This window comes from Paraburkholderia lacunae (assembly GCF_003353175.1).
GTDB lineage: Bacteria > Pseudomonadota > Gammaproteobacteria > Burkholderiales > Burkholderiaceae > Paraburkholderia > Paraburkholderia lacunae.
On sequence record NZ_QHKS01000009.1, the window covers coordinates 169,495 to 194,118 of the forward strand.

Here is a 24,624-nt window from a genome sequence, read left to right on the forward strand (position 1 = left end):
TCCTCGTGGTCCGTGCAGTGCACCTCGAAGGCAGACGCGCACTTCACGACAGAAGCTCTTTTGACTGACGGCGGTCCTTGCGCCCGGCGCGTGCCGGCGCCAGTCGACTACCGAAGCCGGCGCAGCACGTTAATGGCAGTTCATTCGACCTGACCGATTGCAGGCTCTCCCAATGATCGACTCCAAGCCCACCTTCACCCCCGTCACGCAGCCGTTCCTGCCGCCGCTGGACGAATTTCGCCCGTACCTCGAGGAAATCTGGAGACGCAAGTGGGTGACCAACAACGGCATGTTCCATCGCCAGCTCGAAGAGCAGCTCTGTGAATACCTCGGTGTGGAGCATCTGTCGCTATTCGCGAACGGCACCTTGGCGCTGATCACGGCGCTGCAGGCCATGAAGATCACCGGCGAAGTCATTACGACGCCGTTCAGCTTCGTCGCCACCACCCACGCGCTGCACTGGAACGGCATCAAGCCGGTGTTTGCCGACATCGATCGGGTCAGCATGAATCTCGACCCGGAGAAGATCGAAGCGGCGATCACGCCGCAAACCACTGCGATCCTGCCGGTGCACGTCTATGCCAATCCGTGCGACGTCGATCGCATCGAGACGATTGCCGACACCTACGGACTGCGGGTGATCTACGACGCCGCCCACGCGTTCGGCGTGCGCATTCGCGGCCGTTCGATTCTCGAATACGGCGACATGTCGGTGCTGAGTTTTCACGGCACCAAGGTCTTCAATACCTTCGAAGGTGGCGCGATCATCTGCCGCGACGCCAAGACCAAGCGCCGCATCGACAACCTGAAGAACTTCGGTTTCGTCGATGAAACCACCGTCGTCGCGCCCGGCATCAACGGCAAGATGAATGAAGTGCAGGCGGCATTCGGACTGCTGCAGTTGAAGCACATGGATCACGTGAACACCGAGCGGGCCCGCATCGACGAGCGCTACCGCAAGGCGTTCCGCAACGTGCGCGGCCTCGCACTGCACGAGGTGCCGGAGCACTGCACGCGCAACTACGCGTACTTTCCGCTCCTCGTCACGCCGGAGTTCCCGGTAAGCCGCGACGATCTGTATGAGGAACTGCGTGCGCATCAGATCGCCGCGCGCCGCTATTTCTACCCGCTGATCAGCGAGTTTCCGATGTATCGCGGCCTGCCGTCTTCCGGCGAACACAATCTGCCGGTCGCCACCGCGCTGTCACGACAAGTACTGTGTCTGCCGATTTTCCCGGACCTCGAAGAAAGCGCCCAGGAGCAGATCATCGAGATCGTCCTGTCGTGCGCCTGGCGCAACCGCTGCGCCAGTTGATCCGACGCAGGCTCAACGATGAACGATCGCATGGAATATCCTAAATCCGATTACAAAGAGTATCCGAAGACGCTGCCCCCGGACGACCTCTGGGGCCAGGTCCGGCGCACGATATACGGCAAACCCGTGCCGGACGAGCAGATCCAGATGATCGTCGACTCGATGCGCGACGGCCTGTTGCTAAGCGGCGATGACCGGCTGCTGGAACTGGGTTGTGGCAACGGTGCGCTGTCCCGCTATCTGTTCGACGGCTGCGTCGAATTCGTCGGCGTGGATTTTTCCGATTATCTGATCTCGGTGGCGCAGCGCAATTTCGAGGCGCCGGGCCGCCGCTTCGTCGCCGACGACGCGATTCACTTCCTGCGCAGCGAAACTCATCCGGAGCGTTTCAGCAAGGCGCTGTGCTACGCGATGCTGTCCTACCTGAGCGATGCGCAGGCGGGCGCCGTGTTGAGCGAACTCGCCACGCGCTTCACCGGTATCGCAACCCTCTTTCTCGGCAATCTGCCCGACCGGGAGCGCGCGCACCGCTTCTTTCCGGAAGGCAAGGATTTCAGCGCCGAACTTGACGACCCCGCTTCGCAGATCGGCCAATGGCGCTCGCCGGAACAACTCGAAGCGCTGGCTGCGCAAGCCGGTTGGCACACCCGCATCGAACGCATGCCCGACTCTTTCTATCAGGCGCATTACCGCTACAACGCCGTGCTCGAACGCGCACGTTAATCGATTCGGGAGCGAAGAATTCATGTTCAGCAAAACTCAGCCCGCCGATCTCGCCGTATTCGGCGGCGCACCGTTGTTCGACACGATACGGTCGATCTCGAATCTGGTCCAGCCGGATGTCGAACAGTTCCTGTCTTATTCCAGGACATTCTTCGACGCGCGCCAGTACACCGATTACGGTCCGGTCGAACAGCAACTCGAAAAGCGGCTGGCCGAATTTCACCACGTCGAGCATTGCGTGTCGTTCGCGGGCGGCTTCTGGGGTCTGGTGCTTGCGATGAAATGCCTCGCGCTACCGGGTAAGACCGAAGTCGTGATGCCTTCGCTGACGTACCGCCGGCTGGCCGACATCGTCGCCTGGGCCGGTCTCGTGCCGCATTTCTGCGAAGTCGATCCGCTCAAGCTGGCGATCACTGCCGAAACCGCCGCACCGTGCATCAACGAAAACACCGCGCTGATTCTCGGCGTGCATCCGATCGTCAATTGCTGCGACGTGGAAGGACTCGAAGCGCTGTCTGCGCAGACTGGCATTCCGCTGTTGTTCGACGCGGTCGAATCGGTCTATGAAACGTATCGCGGGCGCAAGGTCGGCTCGGCCGGCAAAGCCGAATGTTTCTCGATGCAATCGAGCAAGCTGTTCAATGCATTCGAAGGCGGCTACGTCACCACCCACGACGCCGCGCTTGCCGCTCGCCTGCGTGTCATGCGCGACTTCGGCCTGCGCGAGGACGGCACGCTGGATCCGATCGGTATCGACGCGAAGCAGAACGAGATGCACGCGGCGATGGCGCTCGCCGCGATCGACGACGTCGAAGACCAGGTGCTGCGCAATCGCGACCGTTACCGCGCCTATCAGCGTCTGGTCCCGACCGTGCCCGACATGCGCCTCTTGACGTTCGACGAAACTGAACGCTGCGGCTACAAGAATATCGTCGTCGAATTGCTCGACGGCTGGCCGGTGAAGCGTGCGCATGTGCTGTCGATTCTGCACGCCGAGCATATGCTGTCGCGCCCGTATTATTCGCCGGCGCTGCACCAGAAACGCGTCGACTATCCAACCGTTGCCGGCGATCTGAGCGCCACCGAGGTATTGGCCGAACGCTTCCTGATGCTGCCGTGCGGCCACTTCGTCGACGAATCCGACATCGAGGCGATCATCGCGCTGCTCGGCTTCATCCACGCGCACGCCGCCGAAATCAACCAACGGTTCTCGTCATGATCACGCGCACACTGAACTCCGCCGACCTCGCGATCTTTGGCGCGCCCCCGCTATCAGCGCGCCGCCTGCCGCTCGGCCAGCACAACTTTCCGGACTGGGAGCGCTACGAAGCGCGTTTTCGCGATATCTTCGCGCGCCAGTACTACACCAATCACGGCCCGCTCGCGCAGGCGCTCGAAGCGCGCCTCGCGGAAAAGCTGCAGGTCAGGCACGCGATGTGCGTCACGACCGCGAGTATCGCGCTCGCGTTGTCGGCGCAGGCGTTGGGGCTGAAAGGCAAAGTGCTCGTGCCGGGCTTCAGCTTTGTCGGTACCGCTCAATCGCTCGCCTGGGCCGATGCCGAGGTCGAGTTCTGCGACGTGTCCCGCGAAACCGGGCATCTGACGGTCGAAACCGTCGAGCCGCATCTGCGCGATGGCGTCAGCGGCATTCTGGGTGTCAATCTCTGGGGCGGCGCGGCGGATCTCGATGGGCTGTCGCAATTGGCGGCGCAACGTCAGGTGGCGCTGTATTTCGACTCCGCTCATGCGTTCGGCTGCGAAGTCAGCAGCAAAATCAGCGGCGAAGTAAGCAGCAAAATAAGCAGCGAAGCGGGCCGCGAAGCACGCAACCGGCCAATCGGCGGCTTCGGCCGTCTCGAAGTCATTTCGTTTCATAGCGCCAATATTCTCAGCGCGACCGAAGGCGCCGTCATTTGCACCAACGACGACGATCTGGCCGCGCACGTGCGCAACATCCGCAGCAACTACGGGATGGGCCGCCCGGTTCCCGTGGGCAAGACAGGCAATGGCCGGCTGTCGGAGGCGCAGGCCGCCATTGCGCTCATGAACCTGGACGACTTTCCGGCGCTCGTCGAACGCAACCGGCGCCTGTACGACACCTATTCGAACCTGCTGGACGACGTGCCGGGGCTGCGTCTGTGCGCGCCGCAGGGTGTGAGCGTCAGCAATTATCAGAATGTCGTCTGCGAGATCGATGCGCGCGGCTTCGGCCTCTCGCGCGACGCGCTGCTCGCCGTGCTCGATGCTGAAAACGTCACGGCAGAAGGCGCCCGCGGATTTGGCTCGCAATGCCGCCGTGCCGACTTGCCGAACACCGCGCACTGGTGCGAATCCATTCTGCAATTGCCCATCGGTGCGCAGGTCGACACCGCGCTCATCGAGCGCATCGCAGCGGTGATCCGCGCTGCACAACGGCACGCCTCGCAAATCGCCGGGAAGCTTGGAGTGTGATGTGAAGCTGGGAATCATGCAGCCGTATTTTTTCCCGTACCTCGGCCACTTTGCGCTGATCGCCCACACGGATGCGTGGGTAGTCTTCGACGTCACGCAATACACGCCGAAGACGTGGATGAACCGCAATCGGATTCTGCACCCCAAGGAGGGTTGGAACTACCTGAGCGTGCCGCTCGCCAACTCCTCCATTTCGATCAAGACGTGCGAAGCCCAGGTCTTGAATGGCGCCGACACTCGCCGCAGCGTGCTCGGCAAACTGAGCCACTACAGGAATAAAGCGCCGTATTACCGTGCGGTTGAAGCCCTGGTGCAAGACGCCATGGCCGACAGTGCCGACGCATCGCTCGTGCAGCTGAACGTGCGCGGCTTGCAAGCCGTATGCCGCTACCTGGGCCTCGCTTTCAATTATCGAATCTGCTCCGAACTCGAGCTCGATCTGCCGGAAAAGCTGCCACCGGGCGGTTGGGCGCCCGCCATCTGTTCGCAGCTGGGCGCGAGCAGCTATGTGAATCCGGTCGGCGGACGCGACCTGTTCGACCCCGCGGACTTTGCCGCGCGCAATATCGAACTTGCATTTCTGTCATTCGACAGCTTCAGCTATGACACCGGCCCTTACCGGTTCGAACCGGGCTTGTCGATTCTCGACGTACTGATGTGGAACGCACCGGAGCGGATTGTGCAGGCCTTGCACTCGGGATCGACGCTACAGTCGCCGGCACAACTGCCGTCGGCTTCGGCACTGTAGGGTCAACGGCCGGCGATCGCGTCGCGCAACGCGGACACGACGAAGTCGATTTCCTCGTCGCCGTAGCGCTGATCACAGGGCAGGGCGAGACATTCGGTCGACAGACGATGTTCGAGGTCATCCGAAGTGCCGGTGGCGCCGCGCACATGTGGCCAGTATTTCGGCGCATAGACGCGGCGCGCACTCAGCGGCGTCTGCAAATCGGCCCGGTGGTTCCAGAACGGATAGCACAGCGGCGCATGAGGCGGCGTGGCGGGCAAGGGAAAAGCGTTCTCCCTCGCGAGCCGCTCGTGATACCGCGCATAGTTGCGATTGCGCTGTTCGACTGCATCCGGATAGTCGATGTGCGCCAGAAGATGCTGCGTCAGCGCGGACATTCGTTTGGGCCTTTGTCCGCGCAGCGTCGCTCGCGCCGCACGGATTCCCTCGTAGCCCGCTTCAGGCCCCTGGTCGATCCGAACCAGCAGCGGCGCGCATCGTTCGACCGACCCGTCGTCCTGTTCAGCCGGCGTTGCGACCGGCAGGTCGGTAATCAGGTAGCCGCCATCAGGTATGCCGAAGAACTTGCGCGGCGAGTAAATGGTCGCGAGGCAATCGGATGGCGGCGCGAACAGCGCCTGCGAATTGTCGATCACGATCTGCCGGCGCGGAAAACGCTCGAGCAAGCGGCTCACCTGCACGTCACACACACCAAAGTAATTGACGGCGAGGAGCCAATCGTCGGCGGCGAGCGCGATGTCGTCGTCAACGATTTCCAGATTGTCGTCGAGACGGTAGTGCTCGATCGGAATGCCCGCCATGGAAGGCGGCTCGAGCATCGTTTCGCAGGTGTACCACGGCATCCAGACGCGTCGTGGCCGGCCCGTTTCCAGCAACGCCAGAAACGCAGCGCGGCCCGACTGGAAACGTAACGCGCCCGGATAAAGCTCTCCGCCGCCGCGCGGCAGTTCAAGCTCCAGATATCCGCCAATCGCCTCTCGATTCAACATCCCGCCTTCCACTTCGAAATCGTCACCCGGCAAAGTATGCCTGATCTCAAGACCATCGGCGCGCGCGGGGTACACCAAGCTACCGTAACGGCATGAATCGGCATACTCATCGCCTGAACCGCCCGCCCCCGCCGCCGGAGTAGCGCAGCCCGTGAAACTGCCCGCTCACCCGGGCATTCCCCTGCTTTTACAGAGATAAATTTGCAACGCGATCGAAAGCCGCGACTGATTACAAGCTCGCTGTCTTTTTTATACCAATTCAATTGGCATTTTTTCTGGTCGCGTTCTAAAGAAATTTATATAGATCGATAAAAGCATTAGACGGTCTGCGTGCAATGACCGCGGGTAGACTTCACGCACGTCGTCGAAAAGAAATTAATCAAGGGGCTGCAAATAACCGCTCTACCCGATTAGACTGGCGCTCGTTTTTAGTCCGACCCACTGCTATTGATGAGGCTTTCATGATTCGCTCGATGCACCGGTACTGCGTTGCTTTGACCGTTGTGGTTCTTTCAGCTTGCACGAGTCTGCCGCGCCAGGACGCGGGCGAATCGTCGGCTAGTGCGTCGACGGCCGCCGCGCTCGCTTCATGGAACGACACCGCAACCAGGCGCTCGATCGTCGATTTCGTTACGCTGGTAACGACGCCCGAATCGAAAGACTTCATCGCGCGCACCGACCGGATCGCCGTGTTCGATAACGACGGCACGCTGTGGCCCGAGCAGCCCGCGTCGATACAAATGGTGTTCGCGCTGCAACGCGTCAAGACTGTTGCCGGGCGGCATCCGGAATGGAAGCGGCAGGAGCCGTTCCGCTCGATCCTGAAAGGCAATCTGAAGAGCGTCGCGGCGAGCGGCGACGCGGGCTCGATGAAATTGCTGGGGGCCGCGCACGCCGGCATGACCAGCGATCAATTCGCCGCGCTCGTGCACGAATGGTTCGAGACCGCGAGCGATCCGCGCTTTAACCGTCCGTACACCGACCTTGCGTATCAGCCGATGCTCGAGTTGCTCGGCTATCTGCGCGCCAACGGTTTCAAGACCTATCTGGTCACCGGCGGCGACGTCGAGTTCGCCCGCGACATGGCGAAGCGTGTGTATGGCATTCCGCCCGAGCAGGTGATCGGCAGCACCGTCAAGTACAAGTACAGCCAGACCAACAGCGCGACGTCGCTGACTCGCCTCGCTCAGGTGGACAACCTGGTCGATGGCGCGGCCAAGCCGCTCGCTATCGATCGCGTGATCGGACGGCGTCCGGTGATCGCATTCGGCAACGCGGACGGCGACGTGCCCATGCTCGAATGGACCTCGGCAAGCGACGGTCCGCGCCTGGCCGTGCTGGTACATCACACGGACGGGGAGCGGGAATATGCCTACGATCGCGCGTCGAAAAGCGGCAAACTCGACAAGGGGCTCGACGAGGCCAATGCGAAAGGATGGCTCGTGATCGATATGAAGGACGACTGGCGTACGGTGTTCAAGGCGGATGCTGCGACGACGGCTGCTGCGCCGGTGAACTAGGCGGGTTCACGGAAAGGCCGCTGCCGCACATAGGTCGCGTGTGTTGCCGCGCCTCTCGCACGATCCTGCACCCTTACTGGACAGGTCGTTCCTTCGATGGATCGTTCGACGCGACGAGTTCCCGGTTCACCAGATCGAGCTTCATCGGCGCATCGGCCGAAAGATCCTTCGTCGCAATCACGCGTCGCCACGCACCGTCGGCCCCTGGATCGCGGTAGAACGCGACGACCGCGATGTATTGCGTATCCGGCTGCATCGGCTGCGAAAGGCTTGCGGACGCGCCGGGGTTCACCACCGTAGCGAGGCTGGTTTGTAGGTCCTGCGCAAGTACGATTCTGTCGTTCTTTAACAGATCGTCATAGGACGCAGCGTCAAAGAGCTTGCGGTCCTTGAGCTGGTACACGCGCACCGCGACCGAGGTCGACCGGTTTGTTTCGTCCGGATTGAGGGACGCGCGTGCCGTCAGATCAACGTTCAACGTTTTGACCTGCTTGTAGAACACGGCGTGGTACGCGCTCGCGGTGCCGTCGGACACAGTCTGCCAGGCGCCGCACGCGGAGAGCTGCAGGGCGGATGCAAGGACGGCCAGGTTGGTTCGGGTTAGGCGATTGGACATGGATTCTCCGGAGTCAGGCAACGCGTTGAGCAAGATACGGGTTTGGCGCCGGCGCGGGAAACGCTTCGTAGCTGCCGAGTTCAATCGTGATCAGGCGCTCGTTCTCCGATGGCAACACAGTGGTCCATGCAAGGCGCGGCAGCGGACCACTCGACGCTGAGGTCATGGTTGGGGGTGGCACGTGCCGCGACGACACTTCCATGCGCAGGAACACGTCAGCCTTCGTGCCGACGTACAGGCGCAGGAACGCCATCAGCTCGCGGTGCAGCCGCGCCCCGGGCAGCAGGTCGTGCGCCTGTACGGCGCTCGCCGGCCGCATCGTGAGCCGCACCGCGCGACCGCGGTAGGCGACGCGTGTGCCGAGCGTGTAGCCGGCACCGAGTGTGCCGGAGTTGTCGTTAGCACCGTCGTCGGCCTTGTCCGATCCGGTCGAACCGAGTACATGCGGCTTGCCGGCAGCCTTGAAGGTCGGATGAAATTCGTCGACACGCACCTCGACGCCCGGCACCGCCAGTGCGACCACACCAGCGAGCCCCTCGGACGTACGCGTGCGTTGGATCAGTAATCCGAGCAGCGCGAGCACGCGTGAATCCGGCAGCCCGGCGCGTGCGGGTTTCTCGCCCCAGCCGAAGCCGGCGAGACTGAGCAGCTTGAGCGAATGTTCGTCGGTCGCGCCCGGACGGAAGCCGATCGGGTAGCGGTACTTTTTCCATGCACGGTACAGCAGCGTCACGAACCGGTGATTGAACTGGTCGAGAAACGCTTCGAGCGCCTCGTGTCCTTCCTCCCGGAGCACGATGTCGTCGATCATGTACGACGGCATTGCAGCGTCGACGCCGTACAGCCCCATGAACGTCGTGCGCACGGTCGGCGGCAAGGTTGAGGCAGTTAAGGGCCCGGATGTATCCAGCCCGGTGTCGGCCCCGTCCGCAAATTCGACCGACGCGACCTCACCGGCGGGAAACCCTGTACGCGGCCGCGGCCGGAATCGCACGACCTCATGTTCGAGTGTGTCGCCGGTGCCAAAGCCCGGATGGTCCGGCACGCGCACTTCGAGCAATCGGCATAACTGCATGAAGCTCATCGTCGGCGCGCGCGCAAGCAGCGATCTCACGAGCGATTCCGTATCCGGGTGCTCCCGATCCGGTGTGGGGTCCCCCAATCCCCCAATCCCCCAAGGGGACTTCCTTCGGGGCGGGGGACTTCCTTCGGGGCGGGGGACTTCCTTCGGGGCGTACTGCTTCATAGCGGGGAGCGCCGCGCCTTGCTGCGCGGCCATTCGGTACGGGTTTGCGATGGCAGGCTCACAATCGCGAGTTTCGTAAACAGGTTGATCTCGGCGTATAGCGCGAAGAAGCGGTGCAGCAGCTCGCCGAACAGCATCAGGTCGCCAACGCCTGCGAACGCGTGACTGTCGAGCGTCACCTCGATCAGCACGCCGCGCTCGACCGAACCGCCTGAGACTTCCTCGATCAGTTCTTCCGACACGTGCAGGATGCCCGCGAGACGCCGGCGGTTCAGTTCGTCGCCGGTCCAGTCGTAAAGCGCCAGCGCGCCACGCAGCACCTCCGCGTCCATCATCGACAGGAAGTTCGGCGCGAGATGCGACAGAACCCGCCACTGGAAGCGGTCGCCGGTCGGGGGATACAACGGCAGGGTCGGTGCGGCAAGATTGCGTACGCCTGTCAGGTTCGGCGTGCTCGCGGCCAGCTCATCGATGCTCGCTTCGCGCAGTCCTTTTCGCGGCAGCATGCCGTTCGTGCCGGTCACGCGTAGCGACAGGCTCTCCTCCGGCAGATCCTGCATCGACTCCCATGCGTGGCCGCCCAGAATTACCCACGTCTCGTGCAGGCCCGTCACACCCGGGCGCACCCGGGTGTGGAAGTACCGTTCAGGCGCTTCGTGGCGCATCATGCCGCCGCGATGCCGGAAGGTGGCGAACGGCACGTATTCGTAACGCTCCGCCGTTTCGTGATCGAATGATTCGATCGCGTCGACCGAGTAGGTTTCGACGTGTTCACCCTGATGGCCGGCCGGCACGACCCGGTATTCCGTCTCGTGATGATTCACCTGGATCGTCTCCGCATCGAGCGTGAACAGGTTGATCACCGGCGTGCAGAAGAGCCGCACGTTTTCGCTCGTGAAACGCTGGTCGGACGGATAGCTGTGCTTCAGCAGGATTTCCAGCTCGAAGCTGAATGCATTCTCTGGCAGCTTCGCGACGTCGAGTCCGCACAGGTCGACAAACAGGAATTTCTCGCGGAAGGTGAAGTATTCGAGCAGCAGTTGGAGGCCGGAGAACGCAGCCTCCGCTTTGGGCCACAACCGCTCTTCCGTCGTAAAGCCGGCGGGCTCGAGCGTCACGCCCTGGAGTGGCATTGCCTCGCCGTCGCGCACTTCCGGAATACGCCACGCAACCGAATCGACCTGACGTGTCAACGCGAGATGCATCGCGAACGCCGTCGGCAGATCCGCGTTCAGGTAGAGACGCAGTCGCGACAGTTCGGTTTCCTCACGCTGCGCCGATTGGTCGATCTCGAAGCGCAGTCTGATCGCCGAACGGCCATCGTGACGCACAGCCGGGCCCGCACTGGCGAGACGTACGGGCTGCAGCGTCACCGGCTGCGTGGTGCGATAGACGCACTGCACGGTTTTCGGCGTCGTGCCTTCGCTACCGGATGTCACGGGCGTCGCCGGGGTGGCAATGGGCGCCGAGCGTACCGGTATGCCGGCGGCAACCGTTTCCGTCTTCTGCAGCTTGTCGGCGAGCGGAATGAGTTCCACCACCGACAGCGACGGGATCATGCGCAGGTAGTGTGGCCACAGCAGGCTCACGAGACCTTCCGTCAGTTCCGGCAGTTCGTCGTCGAGCTTCTGCTGCAGGCGGCCGGTCAGGAACGCGAAGCCTTCGTACAGGCGTTCGACGTAGGGATCGCGATCGCCGACTCGGTCGAGGTTGAGCATGCGCGCCCGGTCGGGATGCGTCTTCGCGAATTCCTTGCCGGCTTCGCGCAGATAGCGCATCTCGGCTTCGTAGTACCGCAGGATCGGATCGTCGTGTTCCATGGAGACTCGTTCTTATGACAGGGTCAGCGTGCGGGCGGGGTCGAGCACGGTCAGCTCGCCCTGCAACTGGTCGATGCGGCGAGCGAGCGCGGGCTTGTCGGCGTCCTTGCGGTTACTCATCGCCTTCAGTGCCCGGATCAACTGGTGCTTGACTTCGAAGGCGAGCGCCGGCTCCCAGCGGATCAGCGGTACCGTTTGCGCCGTGGCGTCCAGTTCGGTGAGCAGAGGCACTGCGGCGTCCGTGCGTCCCGCATGATCGGCGAGCCGGGCCATCACGAGGCGCTGCAGATATCGCTGTCGTTCGGTTCGGATGCCGGGCAATGCCTCCAGCCAAGCGAAGGCGGCTTCGAGGCTCTGGCTTGCGGCCATGTCCCGTGCCTGCGCCTCGATTTCCGGCCAGTCGCTGGCGGCGCCGTCTTCACTGTCGGCCGAGACCGGAGGCGGCGCGACCGTCTCGCCCGCTTCGAGATCGCGGACCACTGCGTGCCTTGCGATCCACTCCAGCGTCGTGTCGTCCGCGAACGGCGTGCCGTCATTGAACGCAAGCCGCTCGACGCCAGGCAGGCGCTCGAGGAACAGGGCAAGGTCGGCTCTCAGCAGCTCGCGCCATCCGCTGTAGGGCGCGCCAACGTGGTCGAGCGCGACGTGCTGGAAGTACTGGAGATCGAACCACAGGTGATTGACGCCTTCCATGAACGCGCCTTCAACGCGTTCAAGCAGTTCGTGCCATTGCTTCTGTAGCACGAGCCGCTTCATCTGCTGGCGCAGTTCGGTGCGCGGCGGCACAAGACGCGTGCGCGACTGTGCATCCGCCGGCGGCACCTCGTGCAACGTATCCCACCTGACGCTGCGCACGAGCCGCACCGATGGCAGGTAGCCGTTTTCCTGATCGCGCAGCCAGGTCGCCATCGTGCGCGCCTGGTCCAGGAGGTCGCGCGTGGAAGACACCGAGCATGTCGGTATCGCCGGCTTGCCTGCATCCGTTGCGGACATTGTCGGCATGCCGGACGCTTCGCTGCGCGGCGGGTCGTCGTTGCGCTCGAAGCGGGAAACCAGCGGCTGCAGGTTCGGGCGTGCCGCCTCCGTCCACTCGCCGGTGCGCGTAACGAGCAGATCGAGCGCCGCGATGGCACGTTCGAGGTCGGCTGGCGCGAACCCGTTGTGAGGTCCGCCGCGGCTTTCGAGCAGGTCGATCATGCGCGAGGTGGCGAGCATCTCGAGCGCACCCTTCTTCGCTTCGGCCCGCGCTGGCAGCAGCGCTTCACCGAAGCGGTCCACGAGCGCAGCGACGAGTTCCAGCCCGTCCGCAAGGCCGGCAGGCCCGTCCTGACGCAGGCGCGCAAAGGCGTAGTAACCGGCCACGCGCAGATCCTTGCCGGTTTCCCTGATCAGCTGCTCACACGAACGCACGACTAATGCATCGTCGATTCCGGAGAGTTTTGTGACCTCGTCTTTCAGTGCGAAGAACGCATCCTCGTAGCCGGGATCACGGCCCACGCCGTCTGCACCCGGCAGCGGAGCAAGCCACGCGCTCCACGCGTCAATGCGCGCGCGCACGAGTTGGTCCGGGTCGCGTGAAGGAAACAGCGCATTCAGGAGATTGGGCAGCATGCTCATTCGACCTCCGGCAGTACGCCGTGCGGCAGCGGCATCGCCGCGTGTTTCGCGGCGGCGATCGCCGCCGGCGGCAACGGTGGCGGACCGGCCGACGCCCCGAAGGAAGTCCCCTTGGGGGGCGCCCCGAAGGAAGTCCCCTTGGAGGAGGCCTGCTTCTGTGCCGCCTTCGCCGGACCCGTCACGAAAATCCGCGTCGGCAATGTGAAGTGACGCAGCGCGAGCACGTCGAGCGGCCCCGCCCCGGCTTCGCTGCGCAGCTGCACACTCAGCGGAATGCCCAGGCTCTGGTCTGGCTTCCACGCGAGCAGATACCGCGCGCTGTCCTGCGGGGTGACTGTGGCTCGCTCGAGGAGGCGGATCAGACCGAAACGACCCTGTCGGTCAAGTGCGGAGCGCAAACCACCCTGCTCGGTCTGCCATTCGACGTGAGTGATGTTTTCCATCGCATCACCCGGCCAGACAAATGGCGTCCACTCCTCTTTCTGGTTGAAGTAGTGCAGCTCCCGGCCCGACAGCACGAACTTCATGTCGGTAACGCCGGGCGTCGGCACCGCGCGCAGTTCGTACCGTACATGGGCGTCGCCGGATGGAAAGAGCACGGTAGAGACGCGCATGAGCTTGTTCAGTGCGGCGAGGAACGCCGGGTCGACGGTCAGAGCGCGGTGATTCGCACCTTGCGCCGGCACCCAGCGGTCGCCCTGCCGCTCGACGATGCCGGCGAGTTGCGACGTCACGAACTGCGTGATCACGCCGCTGTCTGGGCGCATGAAACGCGCCATCTCCGGCAGCGACGCGTCGTTGTCGGAATCGGCAAACGGATAGCGGCCGCCAAAGGACTTGTCCCAGTCGGCGACGATCGCCGTGCGCCACGTGTCGTTCAGGCTCGACGAAGCCGGCTGCAGTACCACCTGCCAAGTCTGGTCGAGCGGCTGCTCGAGGAGTTGCCCGAAGCCGGCCCACTGCTCGCCAAGGCTCGCGGCCACGCGGCTCGCGTAGTCGCGGCTGTCCGCAATATCGGAAGTCTTGCCCTGCAGCACGGCCTGTGCCGCGGCACGCGACATCGCGTCCGGATCGCTGCCCATCATGATCTGCTGCAGTTTCAGCCGCATCGCGGTCACGCGTTCGAGAAAGCGCGCAAGACTCAGGTCGCCCGTTGCGGCGATTTGTGCGGCCGCGTTGCCGTTGCCGGCGCCGCCCGCGGCGAGATCACTGCCGGTCAGGCGCAACAGCGGGCCGAATGCGGTTGCGAGTGGCGCGGTGTTCTGCGGCTGGGCAATCTTCGACGGATCCCTCACCCCGAAGGAAGTCCCCTTGGGGGATTCTTCAGCACCGACGAGCTGCTGCGCCTTGCTGATCAGTGCGTCCGACAGCGACTGTGCCGTTGCGCCGGCGCCCGCCTGATACACGACAACGTTCATCAGCGCGACAAGCGGCGAGCGCTGCGGGTCGGCCAGCAGCGTGAGCTGGTCGACCGTGCCCGAGAGCGTCGGTGTCGGCTGCCAGTGGATGCTATTCAGGAACAGCTGCCATGCGCGAGCGTAGTCGTCGAAATAGCGTTGCCGCAGTTCGGCTTTTAGCGATGCCGTCGGCGTCGCGCTGGTGCGGGTACCCAAGGAGGCTTCCTTCGGGGTGTCGGAGAGCACCCAGTCGCCGGCAACGTTGCGCTGCTCGCTCGCTTCGTCGATCGCTTTCGAGATACGTTCGTCCCAGGCCGCGCGCGTGAAAACGCCGGGCACGGTGGCGGTGGTGCTGAACAGACCTCGGCTGCTGATGTCGCCGAGCAGCGTCGCGAGCGACACAGGCGGATACTTCGGCTTCGCTTCATCCAGCATCTGCTGATAGATCGTATCGATCGAGTTCTGGATGCCTCTGACGCCGATTACCGTCTGACGCGTCGCGCTAACGAGCAACGCGTCGGGGACGATCGCGAGCGACGTGCTTCCGGCCGTCACGCGTTGGCCAAGATGATTTGCGTAGAAGGCGATAAGGTGCTGGCGCAGGTCCTGCCACGCGCCCTCGCTCAGGGGGGAATTGAGCGGGCGTGCAGGGGCCGCTGTTGCGATCAGCTGGGGCGTGAGGAACGCTGCGTTGGCGTGTTCGGGCCTCGCGAGCATCAGGTACGTCTTGAGCGTGTCATAGGCGGACTTGACCTGCGCGTCGCCGCCGCTCGCAATCTCCGCGTCCGACAGCGAGGCGAGTTGTTGCAGGCGCTGTTCCAGCTTTTCGCGGATGGGAGCGATGACAATGCGGCCGACACCGCTTTCGTAGCCCGGCCATAGCGCGGCGAAGAGTTTTGCGTCGCGGTTCAGGCCGAAGCGCGTGGTCCACGGTGCGCCATCGCGTTGACGAACCTCGAGCGTATCGAGCTGTTTCTGCAGGCTGTCGAGCGTCAGTGCGGCCTGAGTGCGGTCTTGTGTGGCCGAGAGCTTGGCGACTGTGTCCGCCGCTGCCTGGATCGTCGCGCGGTTCGTGAAGCCCGAGAAAAAGGTGCCCGCGATCCAGAACGCGACGCATGCCGTGACGGCCAACGCAGCCGCAGTCGGGAGCGAGAACCCGACACGCCTGCCGTGGATGCGGCGGCTGTGGTCGGCAATGGTTTGCCAGACCGTACGCTGCCCGATGGTGTTACCTTCGCCGCCCTCCGTCTCGGCTTCCGACTCGCCCGCAGCGCGCTCTTTGAATAGCGGCGTGAATAGCACGCCATGAATCGCGCTGCGCCAGATACGCGACCGGCCGATCTGGGTCACGAGGTCCGACAGTGCGCTGCCGTATTGCGCGATGTGGTGCGACAGTTCGGCGGGATAGCGGTCTGTCAGATCTTTCGTGAGGCGCACGACACCGGCATCGGCCAGTTCGTCGGAGACTCCGCGCAGTGAGGCGATAAACTCATCCGGACCGAGCCGTGCGTTCGACCAGGTGCAGCCGATCGCTTCGTCCGGGCCGGGCGTTTCGCTTCCGACCTCGGTCACGTTGAGCAGATACGCGGGCGCGGCCCAACGCAGCGCACGGGTGTGGCGAACCAGACGCTGGGCGGTGCGTTCCGCATCAAACGGCCGATTGCCCGAAGTATGGGTTCGCACCACTGCCACGACGGCATCGACCGGTCGCCGGCGGCGCAGGCGACGGATCTGATCGAGCCAGGAGGTATCCAGCTGATCGCCGGTCTGCTTCGCGTAAAGCAGGACGGTGTTGCCCGAGATCGTGTAGCCGCTTCGTACGAGGCCGGGTGCGAGGCGCTTGACGATCGACTCATCCCCAGCGACCACCACCCACCGATCCCGGTACCGCCAGCGCCGCCCATGACGCTCGCGAAGCGCATTGCGCAGTGCATCAGGTCGCCCCAGATCCCCTTCTTGCGACGGCGTGGCTCGTCCAGCGCCACCGTGAGCTTGCCGTTTCCAGTCGTACTGCGCGAGCCACCTCGCTGCACGCATCGAAGCGATCCGCAACACGACAGCTTCGAAGTACTTCACGAGAATGATTGATATAAGTAAGCCCGCTAACAGACTCAACTCGATGATGATCCTTGTATCGCGCGACCATCCCCGTCCGGGTCCCTCGACCCAAACGGCGATGCCCAACGCAAGGAAAACGATGGCAATTGCGATACCGATGAAGATCGGTACAGGCTGTGGCTTGTATTCAGTCATATTTGCTTTCTGCACACGAGGGCAATCATGTCGGTGCCTTCCTGGGTGAGGACGAGTTGCGGATCGCCGATGAGCGACGCGTGTTCCGCGGCCAGGGTCGTTGCGAGCCAGGCGCCCGCGCCGTCACATGTTCCGACCGTTGCGCCAAGGTCAACCCATCGCGTTTTCTCACCGAACTGAGGCGACGATTTGACCGAACGCACGAGTTCTTCGGCGAGGCCGTGGCTCCACACCGTCTTGATGTAAGTTGAATCAGCCTGCCCCCAGCGCGCGGCAAGTTCGAGTGGCTTGCTCACCGTGTCTGACTCTCCGATAGCCGGGCGATGCAAGCGGAGCGACGTCCCGATTGCAGGCATGTTCCGGACGATGGCAGGGTGGCCCAGCAACAGCGCAACGCCTGTCTCGGAGACGCCGTCCTGCAACCGTTCGCTGACCGCTTTACGCAACTGGATCGCGATTAGCAAATGCGCCTCGCCGGCCTTCAGGCCGTCATGCCACGCGTCCGTCTGAAAGAGCGATAGGTGCTCTCCACTCGCCTTGACGGTCACTCGCAGAGCCGGCGCCCTGGCTGCAATCAGTTCTTGCAAGCGGGCGCGGACGTTCGCCAGGTCCATTTCCGACCGTATGCACAGATCGACCTGAAGGGTGGTGCGACCGGGCAACGCGGCCAGTTCGGTACCAATCCCGTCAACCAACCTGTTCAGGAGCCAGTCGGACACCACCCGATGACGTGCGTGCTCGGTCAGTTCATTTCCCGCGTAGAACGGCTTTCCAGGGATTTCCAGCCACCGGGCCTTGACATCGAGCCCCGGGACCGCCCGGCTGGATCGAACGGCCATCTTCACACTGCCGTTGACCAGTCCCCCGATGCCGTTCTCCTGATCGTCACAGGAAAAACACCAGGCATGCCCGAGCACCGCGAGGGGCACGCTGGCCAGCTTGTGGCATTTCAGTTCCTCATCGTCGCTGACCCGATTGTTCGCAATCGCTCCGCTGCGTCGTGCGTATGAATAGCCGAGACGACAACACAGCAGGAACACCCACGCGAGCACCGGATAGACGATCACGCGGACCCAGAACCGGACGGTGTTCGTCGGCCTTCCTGCGGGCCACAGAAAAATCGCCAGCGCGGCGCCCAGGCACATAACCACACCGAGCAGGACGGCCCAGAGAAGCTTTGACGGTCGCGGAGGCTCCGGCACCGCGACCCGTGGCGGCACCCGTGCAAAGTCGATTGGCATCTATCGGACCGTCGCTCCGTCCGACGTGGCAATGAGGAAGCTGCCGCATTGGGTCCGATCGCCATCCCGTGAAACTGGCACGCCGGCGTCTGTCATGCTCGTGCCTCCCTCAACAATTTCGTTGTCGCCGTGGATCGGGCACGACACGATGTCGCCAATCCGTGCCGCCCGGCGACCCTTGATCTTGATGCGATCCGAACCGCTGAGGATCTTTCCGCCGTGGCTCGTGCTATCGCCTTCGTATGCTAGTTTTTTCATGCGTGCCCCCAATCCTGTGAGTAAGATATTGGTCGTCAATGTAATTAACTGCGGCCATGGAAATGATATAAAGCCCTTTTCACATCGGCGGCTGTCCTATAGGGGAACGTGGATTGTTGCCCATTGTCGTAGCCGTCCATTCCCGTCATCTCATTATTTTCAGTAATTTTCTTGTTTTCTTTCAAAGAACCGTCATTGCTTTTCCTGTAAGCATAGACTTGGTAAAGCGTCCCGTATGTACCCTCACCTCTGTTATTTATAGACCACGAGACAATCGTAAAAAGATTGATTTCCCCATCCAGTTTATAAAAAAATAGAGATTCAACTGTCGGGGCAGATCCTTCTATTGAGTACCTGGCAAACTCTGATTTATTGCATAACTCGCTATCAGCCTGGTTATACATGACCAAGACGATAGGATAGTCACCATTTCTCCTCTCGATGGCAACAACAGAATTTTTTGATATCTGCGATGCCTTAAATATGTTGTGACCGATCTGAGCAGCTGGGCATTTGACCTGCGCATCAGAAGCCAGAGAAATAGTATGTACCGAAAAAATGGCGAAAAAAGTAAGTAGTAATTTTCTGGCGAACATGCTATGCCCCTGCAATTGGAATAAGGGAGGCAACGTTGTTAATCGCGTTTTTTCTCGGAATATCCATTATCACCACCGTTAACTTTTCTCGTAACGGCGCGAACATTACCGGTGTCCGCGATCGCGGCGTCAGCTTAATCGGATTCAAATTCAATGATTGTCCAAACCATCGATTTTCTCCAAGGCGCCCCATGGCACCTCATTTTTGGCCTTTTCAGAGAATGGTATGTAGTCGGTTCCTTTGCAAATTTTATCGAATATAATTTTCCCATTTTTCGCGACGTACACCTCACCGGGGATAAAAGCATTTGAAACCACGTAATGGTAGTTGCCATTCTTAAATTTCAAATGAGCACCTAGTCCCTGTGCTGTTCTTGACACATCAATAATCGACATGGTGTTTCGCGGCGACACAAGAGTCGATGGATATTTAAAGTCCAACTTTGATTGAGTCCCGTATCGGTACTGGACGTAACCATCGTCTGGAGAGACATTTTTTGCTGCACAGACAGACGCGATTTTGTGCACACCGTCTAGCTCACAGCTAAAGTGCACGTCCTCGCCGGCCGTGCAGAGCGTTTTCTCTTGCGCTGAGTCAGAAGCATTGGCCACTAACTGCATAACGTCCTTCGCTAGCGCGTTCGTCGCCACACATGCGAGCCCAACAATCAACGCCGCGTGAATGTCGCCGATCCGTGCCGCCCGGCGTCCCTTAATCCTGATGCCGTCCGAACCGCCGAGGATCTTTCCGCCGTGGCTCGTGCTATCGCCTTCATACGCAGGTCGCGATTGGCCCCACGTGGACGGATCCGCCTGCACTGAAGGATGGGCGTGAAAAAAAACTTTCAGCCCGCGTCCTGCGTCCTTCACAACGTTGTTAGGACGATTAACGTGCTGGTCAAGAGCGGTCGCTCGGCCGAGGTCCGATTGGAAATACTCGCCGATCGAATGCGTGTAACGGTCTGGAATGAGCCAGGCGAGCTCGCATCGGTTATAAGCCTGACGTCGCCTCAATGAAATCACTTGTAGCCCCATTCAAGGAGCTGGCGTTTTACAGCTGATGCATTCTTATATTTGTACGTTACGGACTGTCCTTCGCGCGTACCATCGAACCCGACGCCGAAGCGTTTGGTCAGTCCGGTATCCTGCCGCAACCTCGGCAACACCCCGCGTTTCTCGATCCGTTCGTCGTAGGCAAACACCTGATAAATGCTTCCCCCGGTTCCTATGGATGGACGGTCAGCAGCCAAGGCCACTATGATAAAAAGTTTCTTCGGCTTTTTTCCATTCACGAATACGCTCTTGATTTCCGGAGTAACCCCGCCCTCCGCATCAAACAAATCAACGAAAACACTGCGTGTTGCTGTAACACCTGTTATATATGCCCCTACTCCATCTCCATCCTGGCTCTGCTCCGAACGGAACTCTATGCTCGCCCCACCACCCAAAAATGGAATGCGGTAGCTCTGCCGTTCGGCTGCAGTAGATATACCGGACCAGAAAAAGGTGAGGCTCAAACTCAGAATGAATACTCGCACAACGGTTGCTAAAGCATGCGTTCTCATTGGCTCGCTTTTCCCATAGCCTAGCAATTAGTGACGATCCATCACCGCGTCTCTGGGTGCATAAAACTCTCCATCAACGGGATCTTGCGTGACGTGCCAGATCAAGCGGCCTTTGCTAATTTTTAACACCGCCTTCCCCTTTTTGGCCCCAAAGAAAGAGGTGAACTCGACAGCTGCCGACCGACCGGCTCTATCGAGTTCACCATGGAGATTTGGATTTTTCTCGTCATCGCAATCAGTTTTGTTTCCACTCTGCGCAACGGCGCAGTATTGGCCGACAATCTGATTTCCATTCAGTTTCAAATCTATCGAAAACGTTCTCGATTCAGGCGCGTCTGCCCAATCCCACTCTCCGGAGAGCGACGTCTTCGTTGGCGACGCGTTGCAAATTGTAGTCACTGCAATGAAAGCAAGCGCAATCGTGGTTTTAAGCGTCCTCATGATCTCTATCCTTTGTAGTCCAAACATCGATCCACACGTGCCAACCGCTAGTTCTTTCATGACTTTATAAATGCTCACTGCCGCAGTTGCCACTGTCGCAGTGTGTCTAACACACGCATCAAGCGCTTGCGATCCAACGCTGAGACCGAATTCACCACATGTTCCAAATCGCTACGTGTTGCTGGGCCGCGGCTGGTGGCGATAGTCAGCTTCCCGCCCCCCACCTCCAAGTACGTTGGGTCGTAACAGTACGGGTCCTCGTTCGAATCCGTCGGCCTTTTATCGAGCAGCAGGAAGTCGCTCGTCTTAAGCTTGGTCACGTCGATTGGCTCGCAAAGACCGCGCGAACTGAATTTGTCTGGAACTTTCAAATTCGGATTTCTCTCAATAGCACTCTTTATTATGAATCGACCGTAGTTCAATCGACCGAAGAACTTCGCACTCAGATCAATAACCCACACAACGTTGTCTTCAGCTGTGCCTCCACTCCTACATTGAATCAGATATTTTTCACTCCCTCGAATCCATAAAGCCGAAAGATCAGAGGACTCACACAGGCGATGCTGCGCGGCCCCTTGAATGTGAATCGAAACTACGCATTCTTGCGTACTATCACAACCACCAACCAGGCCCTCATTTTTTGCTCCGTTTTCTGCGAAACCAACTGATGACCAACTTGCGATTAAAGCAACTAGTAACCACTTATAGGCCGAAAACATAGGTTGACGCATCCTTTGAAATGACATGAAAAACGCGTTCTACGCGAATCCGACAATCAAGGCTGCGTGGGCACGCCTCAGCGTCGGCTAGTTATCGATACCGTCAATGGGTGGCACAGTTTTGACTCCTCTAAATACTCGAGGGCTGATCGGCTGATAAGTTCCAGGATCGCAGATTCGGTTTGAAACCACCTTTCCATTGCGCTTTATATAAATCCCACTTGGATCGCCTTGATACAGCACATAGTGATAGCCTCTAGAGCTAAATTTAAAGTGCGTAAAACTTAAGTTCCCGCCCGATATATGACTAATCGAGAACAGTTTGCGGGGTGGATATGGTTTTTCTGGATATTCGAGTTCGATGCGACCAACTCGGCCAAAGCGATATTGAACGTATCCATTATCTGGCGAGATGTTTCCTGACGCGCAGACTGACAGCACCTTCCCGTCAGTAGGGCAACTGAAATACACCTCCTCATGAGACTGGCAAAGGGTAGCTTCGGCAGACGCTACTTTTGTACCAAATAGAATCAGTCCCGCGACAAAAGCTGCCCTCGCGAGTACCGTTAGACGGATGTTGTCTGTCAATTGAAATCTCCTCTGCTGTAGATCGTATTGAAGTTGCTAACGCGTGCTGCATAACTATCAGCATTTAGGTTAACAATCGCAGTAATGGCATTCACCTGCTGAGCAGACGCTCCTTTATCTGCCTTTGCAGGAAGATTGTGGGCGACCCAGAAATACGCAGCAGATCTCACCGCGTATTTCGGTTGGACCAGGAGGTCTGGGTTTTCTTCAAAATCTAGGACCTCCCCGGGCCATTCGTTTTGAAGAGTCGCATGCCACCTTGAGAAGGTTCGATAGTTCGCCCGCCCGGTAAGCTGCTTTAGGCCACGCCCTCGATATCGCCAACCATCCCCGCTCGCGTAGTCACCGTTACCCAATTCAGTACGTCCGCCATACGCGCCGTTGGCGATGGCTTCGAAGTCGGCCTGACTCATATGAGTGCCATCTGCCTTAATTCCCTTTATCTGATGGTAGCCGTGCCCGTTTGCTTGATCGGGATGATGATGGAAATAGGAAAACGACGATATCAATGAACTTGCCTTCCAGACGAAGCCCTCTTCGCGACTAAGAGAGGGTCCCGTTTCCTGCATCACCTGGGCAAAAAAATGGGTTCTTCGAAGTGGCGTGTCAAGTTTGTAGGCCTCAAGATGGGCATTGAGTTCGTCGGCAACCTCTTGCAGCACGTCACGGTCTGCGTGCGGAAAAAGCCGCTGCATCATGGCCAACGTAAACTGAAATTTGCCTTTACAGAAATTCCCCACCAACCCGATCGGATGAATATGAAAGACGTCCGACCCAGGCAGATCAGTCACGTGCGGCTTGACGTCATCCCACCAGACGAGCTTTTCGATCCGCCTCTGCTCCGCCTCGTGCTGAACCTGCGGGCCGGTCTGCTTTTCGATCTCCGCGATGAGTTGCTTCCACTTGTCTGGATTGGCCCACTCGCTCTCGTGCCTGATGATCAACCTCGACATGCGCAAGGCAGTCCACGGGTCCTCCGCGGCGGCGCAGAGATCGCCCGCAGCCCTGCTGCCATCTCCGGTCGGATATAGCGCCCGATAGATTGATGCCATCAGCGGACTGAGTTTGCCGAGCGCTGCCGGTTCCGGCACGTCCGCGCCGCTTGCATGGTCGACAAACGCCTTCGTGGTTGCAAACATCGTATGCGTCGGGTCGTGCGCGTCCCACAGGATCTGGAAGCCCACCCACTTCTGCGCGAACTCGCGCGTCACTCGCCCGCCCGCAAAGCTTTCTTCCCGCACCCAGCCATCGATGGCTTTACCCTGCACGTCGGCACTGTCCACATGCCACCAGTGCCGCTTGTACCCGTCTGGACCCGGCTCTCTTTCCACGTGCGGTTCGTGATGCTTCGCCAACTCCGCAAGCGCAGTGACCAGGATCACGCCCGTTTGCTTCGCGTCCTGTCCCTGCCGCTCTGCCCGTCCATACAGTGTGGTATTTCTGTCGACGCGCAGGATCGTCGGGGCGCTCGGCAGCCCCAATTGCTGCCATCGGTCAGGATGCGCCCCGTTATTGCTGATCCATGTTCGACCCTGCTCCATAAACGATTTGATGCTGTCGTCACAGAACACCTCAATGTGGACCATGCGGCTGGCGGTCTGCTGACTCAACGAGTCATAGCGCCCAAGATGACCGATCAGTTCGCCAGCCTTGATCGGAACGGGTGTGGACGGCACCACCACGCGATCGAGCGACGAGTCCGGCATGATTTCCTCGACAACGGGGCCGCCGTTTTCCTTGCCCAGAAAGATCCACCCGTTGATCGCCGCATCCGGATTGACATACGCGCCCGCCGTCGGCGCAAACAGTTGCGCTCCGTGCGTATCCTTGAGCTGGCCCCAGTCCCCTTCACGCTTGCTCAGGCTGACCTGCGCCCCCTGCGGCAGGATGCCCAGGATCGTGCCGTGTGGCCTGGTCGCCCGTATCCTTAACCCCTGCTGTTCGGCGGGTGCCACCTGGCCGTTCGGGCCGGCGTGAGGCTTGTCCCAGGCAAACCCGGTGACCTTGAACTGTGTCGACCAGTACGCAGGCTTCGGCTGTGACGTATCACTTTCATAGCCTGCGAGATCCTGCAGGTGCATGTACAGGCTGAAAAACGTCAGCGTGGTACCTCGCGGAAACTCCATCGAGTGGCGTACCAGCGCAAACCCCGTGCTGTACGGTGCGCTGATCGCCGGCTTGCCGTTCTCGGCAGGAATTTCGCTGACCGGGTAGGCGCGGTTGACGCGCCAGGCCACTACTTCGCCCTCGGCAATGCATCGCACGCCATTTTTCAGGTCCAGCGATCGGCCCGCTCCGGCCTCAGTAACATGAATTCCGCCGTGCCACATCCCCTTGCCGCTGACCGAATAGCAGCCCGACGGTTCCTGTCTCAATACTTTGTGGAAATCGTGCTCATCGGTAAAGTCAGCGGATGAGCCCGCATTGCCTTGCCCCTTCCTGCGAAACGGAAACGCGAAGCCAGGCTGCTTCAACGGAGCGCCGGGCGGATTCGGCGGTGTCGTATTTGCCATGATTGCGT

The 24,624-nt window shown here is 60.6% G+C and carries 21 protein-coding genes; 6 read left to right on the forward strand and 15 right to left on the reverse strand.

Features of this window, described 5'->3' with window-relative positions:
- The first annotated feature begins 172 nt into the window (after positions 1 to 172).
- The 5 genes from DLM46_RS15885 to DLM46_RS15905 are packed head-to-tail and all read left to right on the forward strand — an operon-like array spanning position 173 to position 5,237.
- Positions 173 to 1,315 carry a DegT/DnrJ/EryC1/StrS family aminotransferase gene (locus DLM46_RS15885; protein WP_115101699.1) on the forward strand — a complete coding sequence of 381 codons (1,143 nt, stop codon included), beginning with the start codon at positions 173 to 175 and terminating at the stop codon, positions 1,313 to 1,315.
- 30 nt (positions 1,316 to 1,345) lie between these two features.
- Entirely contained in the window at positions 1,346 to 2,038 is a 693-nt protein-coding gene (locus tag DLM46_RS15890; RefSeq protein ID WP_165847986.1) for a class I SAM-dependent methyltransferase, read from the forward strand.
- A 22-nt stretch (positions 2,039 to 2,060) separates the two neighbouring features.
- Positions 2,061 to 3,257 carry an aminotransferase class I/II-fold pyridoxal phosphate-dependent enzyme gene (locus DLM46_RS15895; RefSeq protein WP_115101701.1) on the forward strand — a complete coding sequence of 399 codons (1,197 nt, stop codon included), beginning with the start codon at positions 2,061 to 2,063 and terminating at the stop codon, positions 3,255 to 3,257.
- Positions 3,254 to 4,489: an aminotransferase class I/II-fold pyridoxal phosphate-dependent enzyme gene (locus tag DLM46_RS15900; protein WP_115101702.1), complete on the forward strand. Its 1,236-nt coding sequence runs from the start codon at positions 3,254 to 3,256 to the stop codon at positions 4,487 to 4,489. Before DLM46_RS15895 ends, DLM46_RS15900 begins: the two co-directional genes overlap by 4 nt.
- 1 nt (position 4,490) lies before the next feature.
- Entirely contained in the window at positions 4,491 to 5,237 is a 747-nt protein-coding gene (locus DLM46_RS15905; RefSeq protein ID WP_208866284.1) for a WbqC family protein, read from the forward strand.
- A 2-nt stretch (positions 5,238 to 5,239) separates the two neighbouring features.
- On the opposite strand, the gene DLM46_RS15910 is transcribed toward DLM46_RS15905, so the two are convergent.
- Positions 5,240 to 6,226 carry an aspartate aminotransferase family protein gene (locus DLM46_RS15910; protein ID WP_244306231.1) on the reverse strand — a complete coding sequence of 329 codons (987 nt, stop codon included), beginning with the start codon at positions 6,224 to 6,226 and terminating at the stop codon, positions 5,240 to 5,242.
- A gap of 461 nt (positions 6,227 to 6,687) precedes the next feature.
- Here DLM46_RS15910 and DLM46_RS15915 point away from each other — a divergent pair, with 461 nt between their 5' ends.
- A complete protein-coding gene (locus tag DLM46_RS15915; protein ID WP_115101703.1) occupies positions 6,688 to 7,746 on the forward strand; it encodes an HAD family hydrolase in 1,059 nt (352 codons plus the stop codon).
- Positions 7,747 to 7,819: 73 nt separating this feature from the next.
- Here the strand turns inward: DLM46_RS15915 and tssJ are convergent, their stop codons facing one another.
- From tssJ to DLM46_RS15980, 14 genes are all read right to left on the reverse strand, one after another.
- The gene (gene tssJ / locus DLM46_RS15920) at positions 7,820 to 8,362 is read right to left on the reverse strand and encodes a type VI secretion system lipoprotein TssJ (protein ID WP_115101704.1); all 543 of its coding nucleotides are present in this window, start codon (positions 8,360 to 8,362) and stop codon (positions 7,820 to 7,822) included.
- Positions 8,363 to 8,375: 13 nt separating this feature from the next.
- A complete protein-coding gene (tssG, locus tag DLM46_RS15925; protein WP_115101705.1) occupies positions 8,376 to 9,641 on the reverse strand; it encodes a type VI secretion system baseplate subunit TssG in 1,266 nt (421 codons plus the stop codon).
- Entirely contained in the window at positions 9,605 to 11,428 is a 1,824-nt protein-coding gene (gene tssF, locus DLM46_RS15930; RefSeq protein ID WP_115101706.1) for a type VI secretion system baseplate subunit TssF, read from the reverse strand. Before tssF ends, tssG begins: the two co-directional genes overlap by 37 nt.
- 12 nt (positions 11,429 to 11,440) lie before the next feature.
- Positions 11,441 to 13,039 (reverse strand): type VI secretion system protein TssA, encoded by a 1,599-nt coding sequence (gene tssA, locus DLM46_RS15935; protein WP_115101811.1) that lies wholly within the window; start codon positions 13,037 to 13,039, stop codon positions 11,441 to 11,443.
- A gap of 2 nt (positions 13,040 to 13,041) precedes the next feature.
- Positions 13,042 to 16,695: an ImcF-related family protein gene (locus tag DLM46_RS15940; RefSeq protein WP_115101707.1), complete on the reverse strand. Its 3,654-nt coding sequence runs from the start codon at positions 16,693 to 16,695 to the stop codon at positions 13,042 to 13,044.
- On the reverse strand, positions 16,692 to 17,936 hold the full coding sequence (locus DLM46_RS15945; protein ID WP_115101708.1) for a hypothetical protein: 1,245 nt from the start codon (positions 17,934 to 17,936) through the stop codon (positions 16,692 to 16,694). Before DLM46_RS15945 ends, DLM46_RS15940 begins: the two co-directional genes overlap by 4 nt.
- Positions 17,937 to 18,194 carry a PAAR domain-containing protein gene (locus DLM46_RS15950; RefSeq protein ID WP_115101709.1) on the reverse strand — a complete coding sequence of 86 codons (258 nt, stop codon included), beginning with the start codon at positions 18,192 to 18,194 and terminating at the stop codon, positions 17,937 to 17,939.
- A 44-nt stretch (positions 18,195 to 18,238) separates the two neighbouring features.
- The gene (locus DLM46_RS15955) at positions 18,239 to 18,790 is read right to left on the reverse strand and encodes a hypothetical protein (RefSeq protein ID WP_115101710.1); all 552 of its coding nucleotides are present in this window, start codon (positions 18,788 to 18,790) and stop codon (positions 18,239 to 18,241) included.
- A gap of 150 nt (positions 18,791 to 18,940) precedes the next feature.
- The gene (locus tag DLM46_RS40325; RefSeq protein WP_244306233.1) at positions 18,941 to 19,825 is read right to left on the reverse strand and encodes a PAAR domain-containing protein; all 885 of its coding nucleotides are present in this window, start codon (positions 19,823 to 19,825) and stop codon (positions 18,941 to 18,943) included.
- Positions 19,810 to 20,355: a hypothetical protein gene (locus DLM46_RS15965; protein ID WP_115101711.1), complete on the reverse strand. Its 546-nt coding sequence runs from the start codon at positions 20,353 to 20,355 to the stop codon at positions 19,810 to 19,812. The genes DLM46_RS40325 and DLM46_RS15965 overlap by 16 nt, the downstream gene beginning before the upstream one ends.
- Before the next feature lie 27 nt (positions 20,356 to 20,382).
- Positions 20,383 to 20,796: a hypothetical protein gene (locus tag DLM46_RS15970; protein WP_133300346.1), complete on the reverse strand. Its 414-nt coding sequence runs from the start codon at positions 20,794 to 20,796 to the stop codon at positions 20,383 to 20,385.
- 74 nt (positions 20,797 to 20,870) lie between these two features.
- On the reverse strand, positions 20,871 to 21,515 hold the full coding sequence (locus DLM46_RS39070) for a hypothetical protein (protein ID WP_133300347.1): 645 nt from the start codon (positions 21,513 to 21,515) through the stop codon (positions 20,871 to 20,873).
- Between the two features lie 87 nt (positions 21,516 to 21,602).
- Entirely contained in the window at positions 21,603 to 22,103 is a 501-nt protein-coding gene (locus tag DLM46_RS39075) for a hypothetical protein (protein WP_133300348.1), read from the reverse strand.
- Positions 22,100 to 24,616, reverse strand: coding sequence for a glycoside hydrolase family 19 protein (locus DLM46_RS15980; protein WP_115101714.1), 2,517 nt, complete (start codon positions 24,614 to 24,616; stop codon positions 22,100 to 22,102). The genes DLM46_RS39075 and DLM46_RS15980 overlap by 4 nt, the downstream gene beginning before the upstream one ends.
- Positions 24,617 to 24,624: the final 8 nt, after the last annotated feature.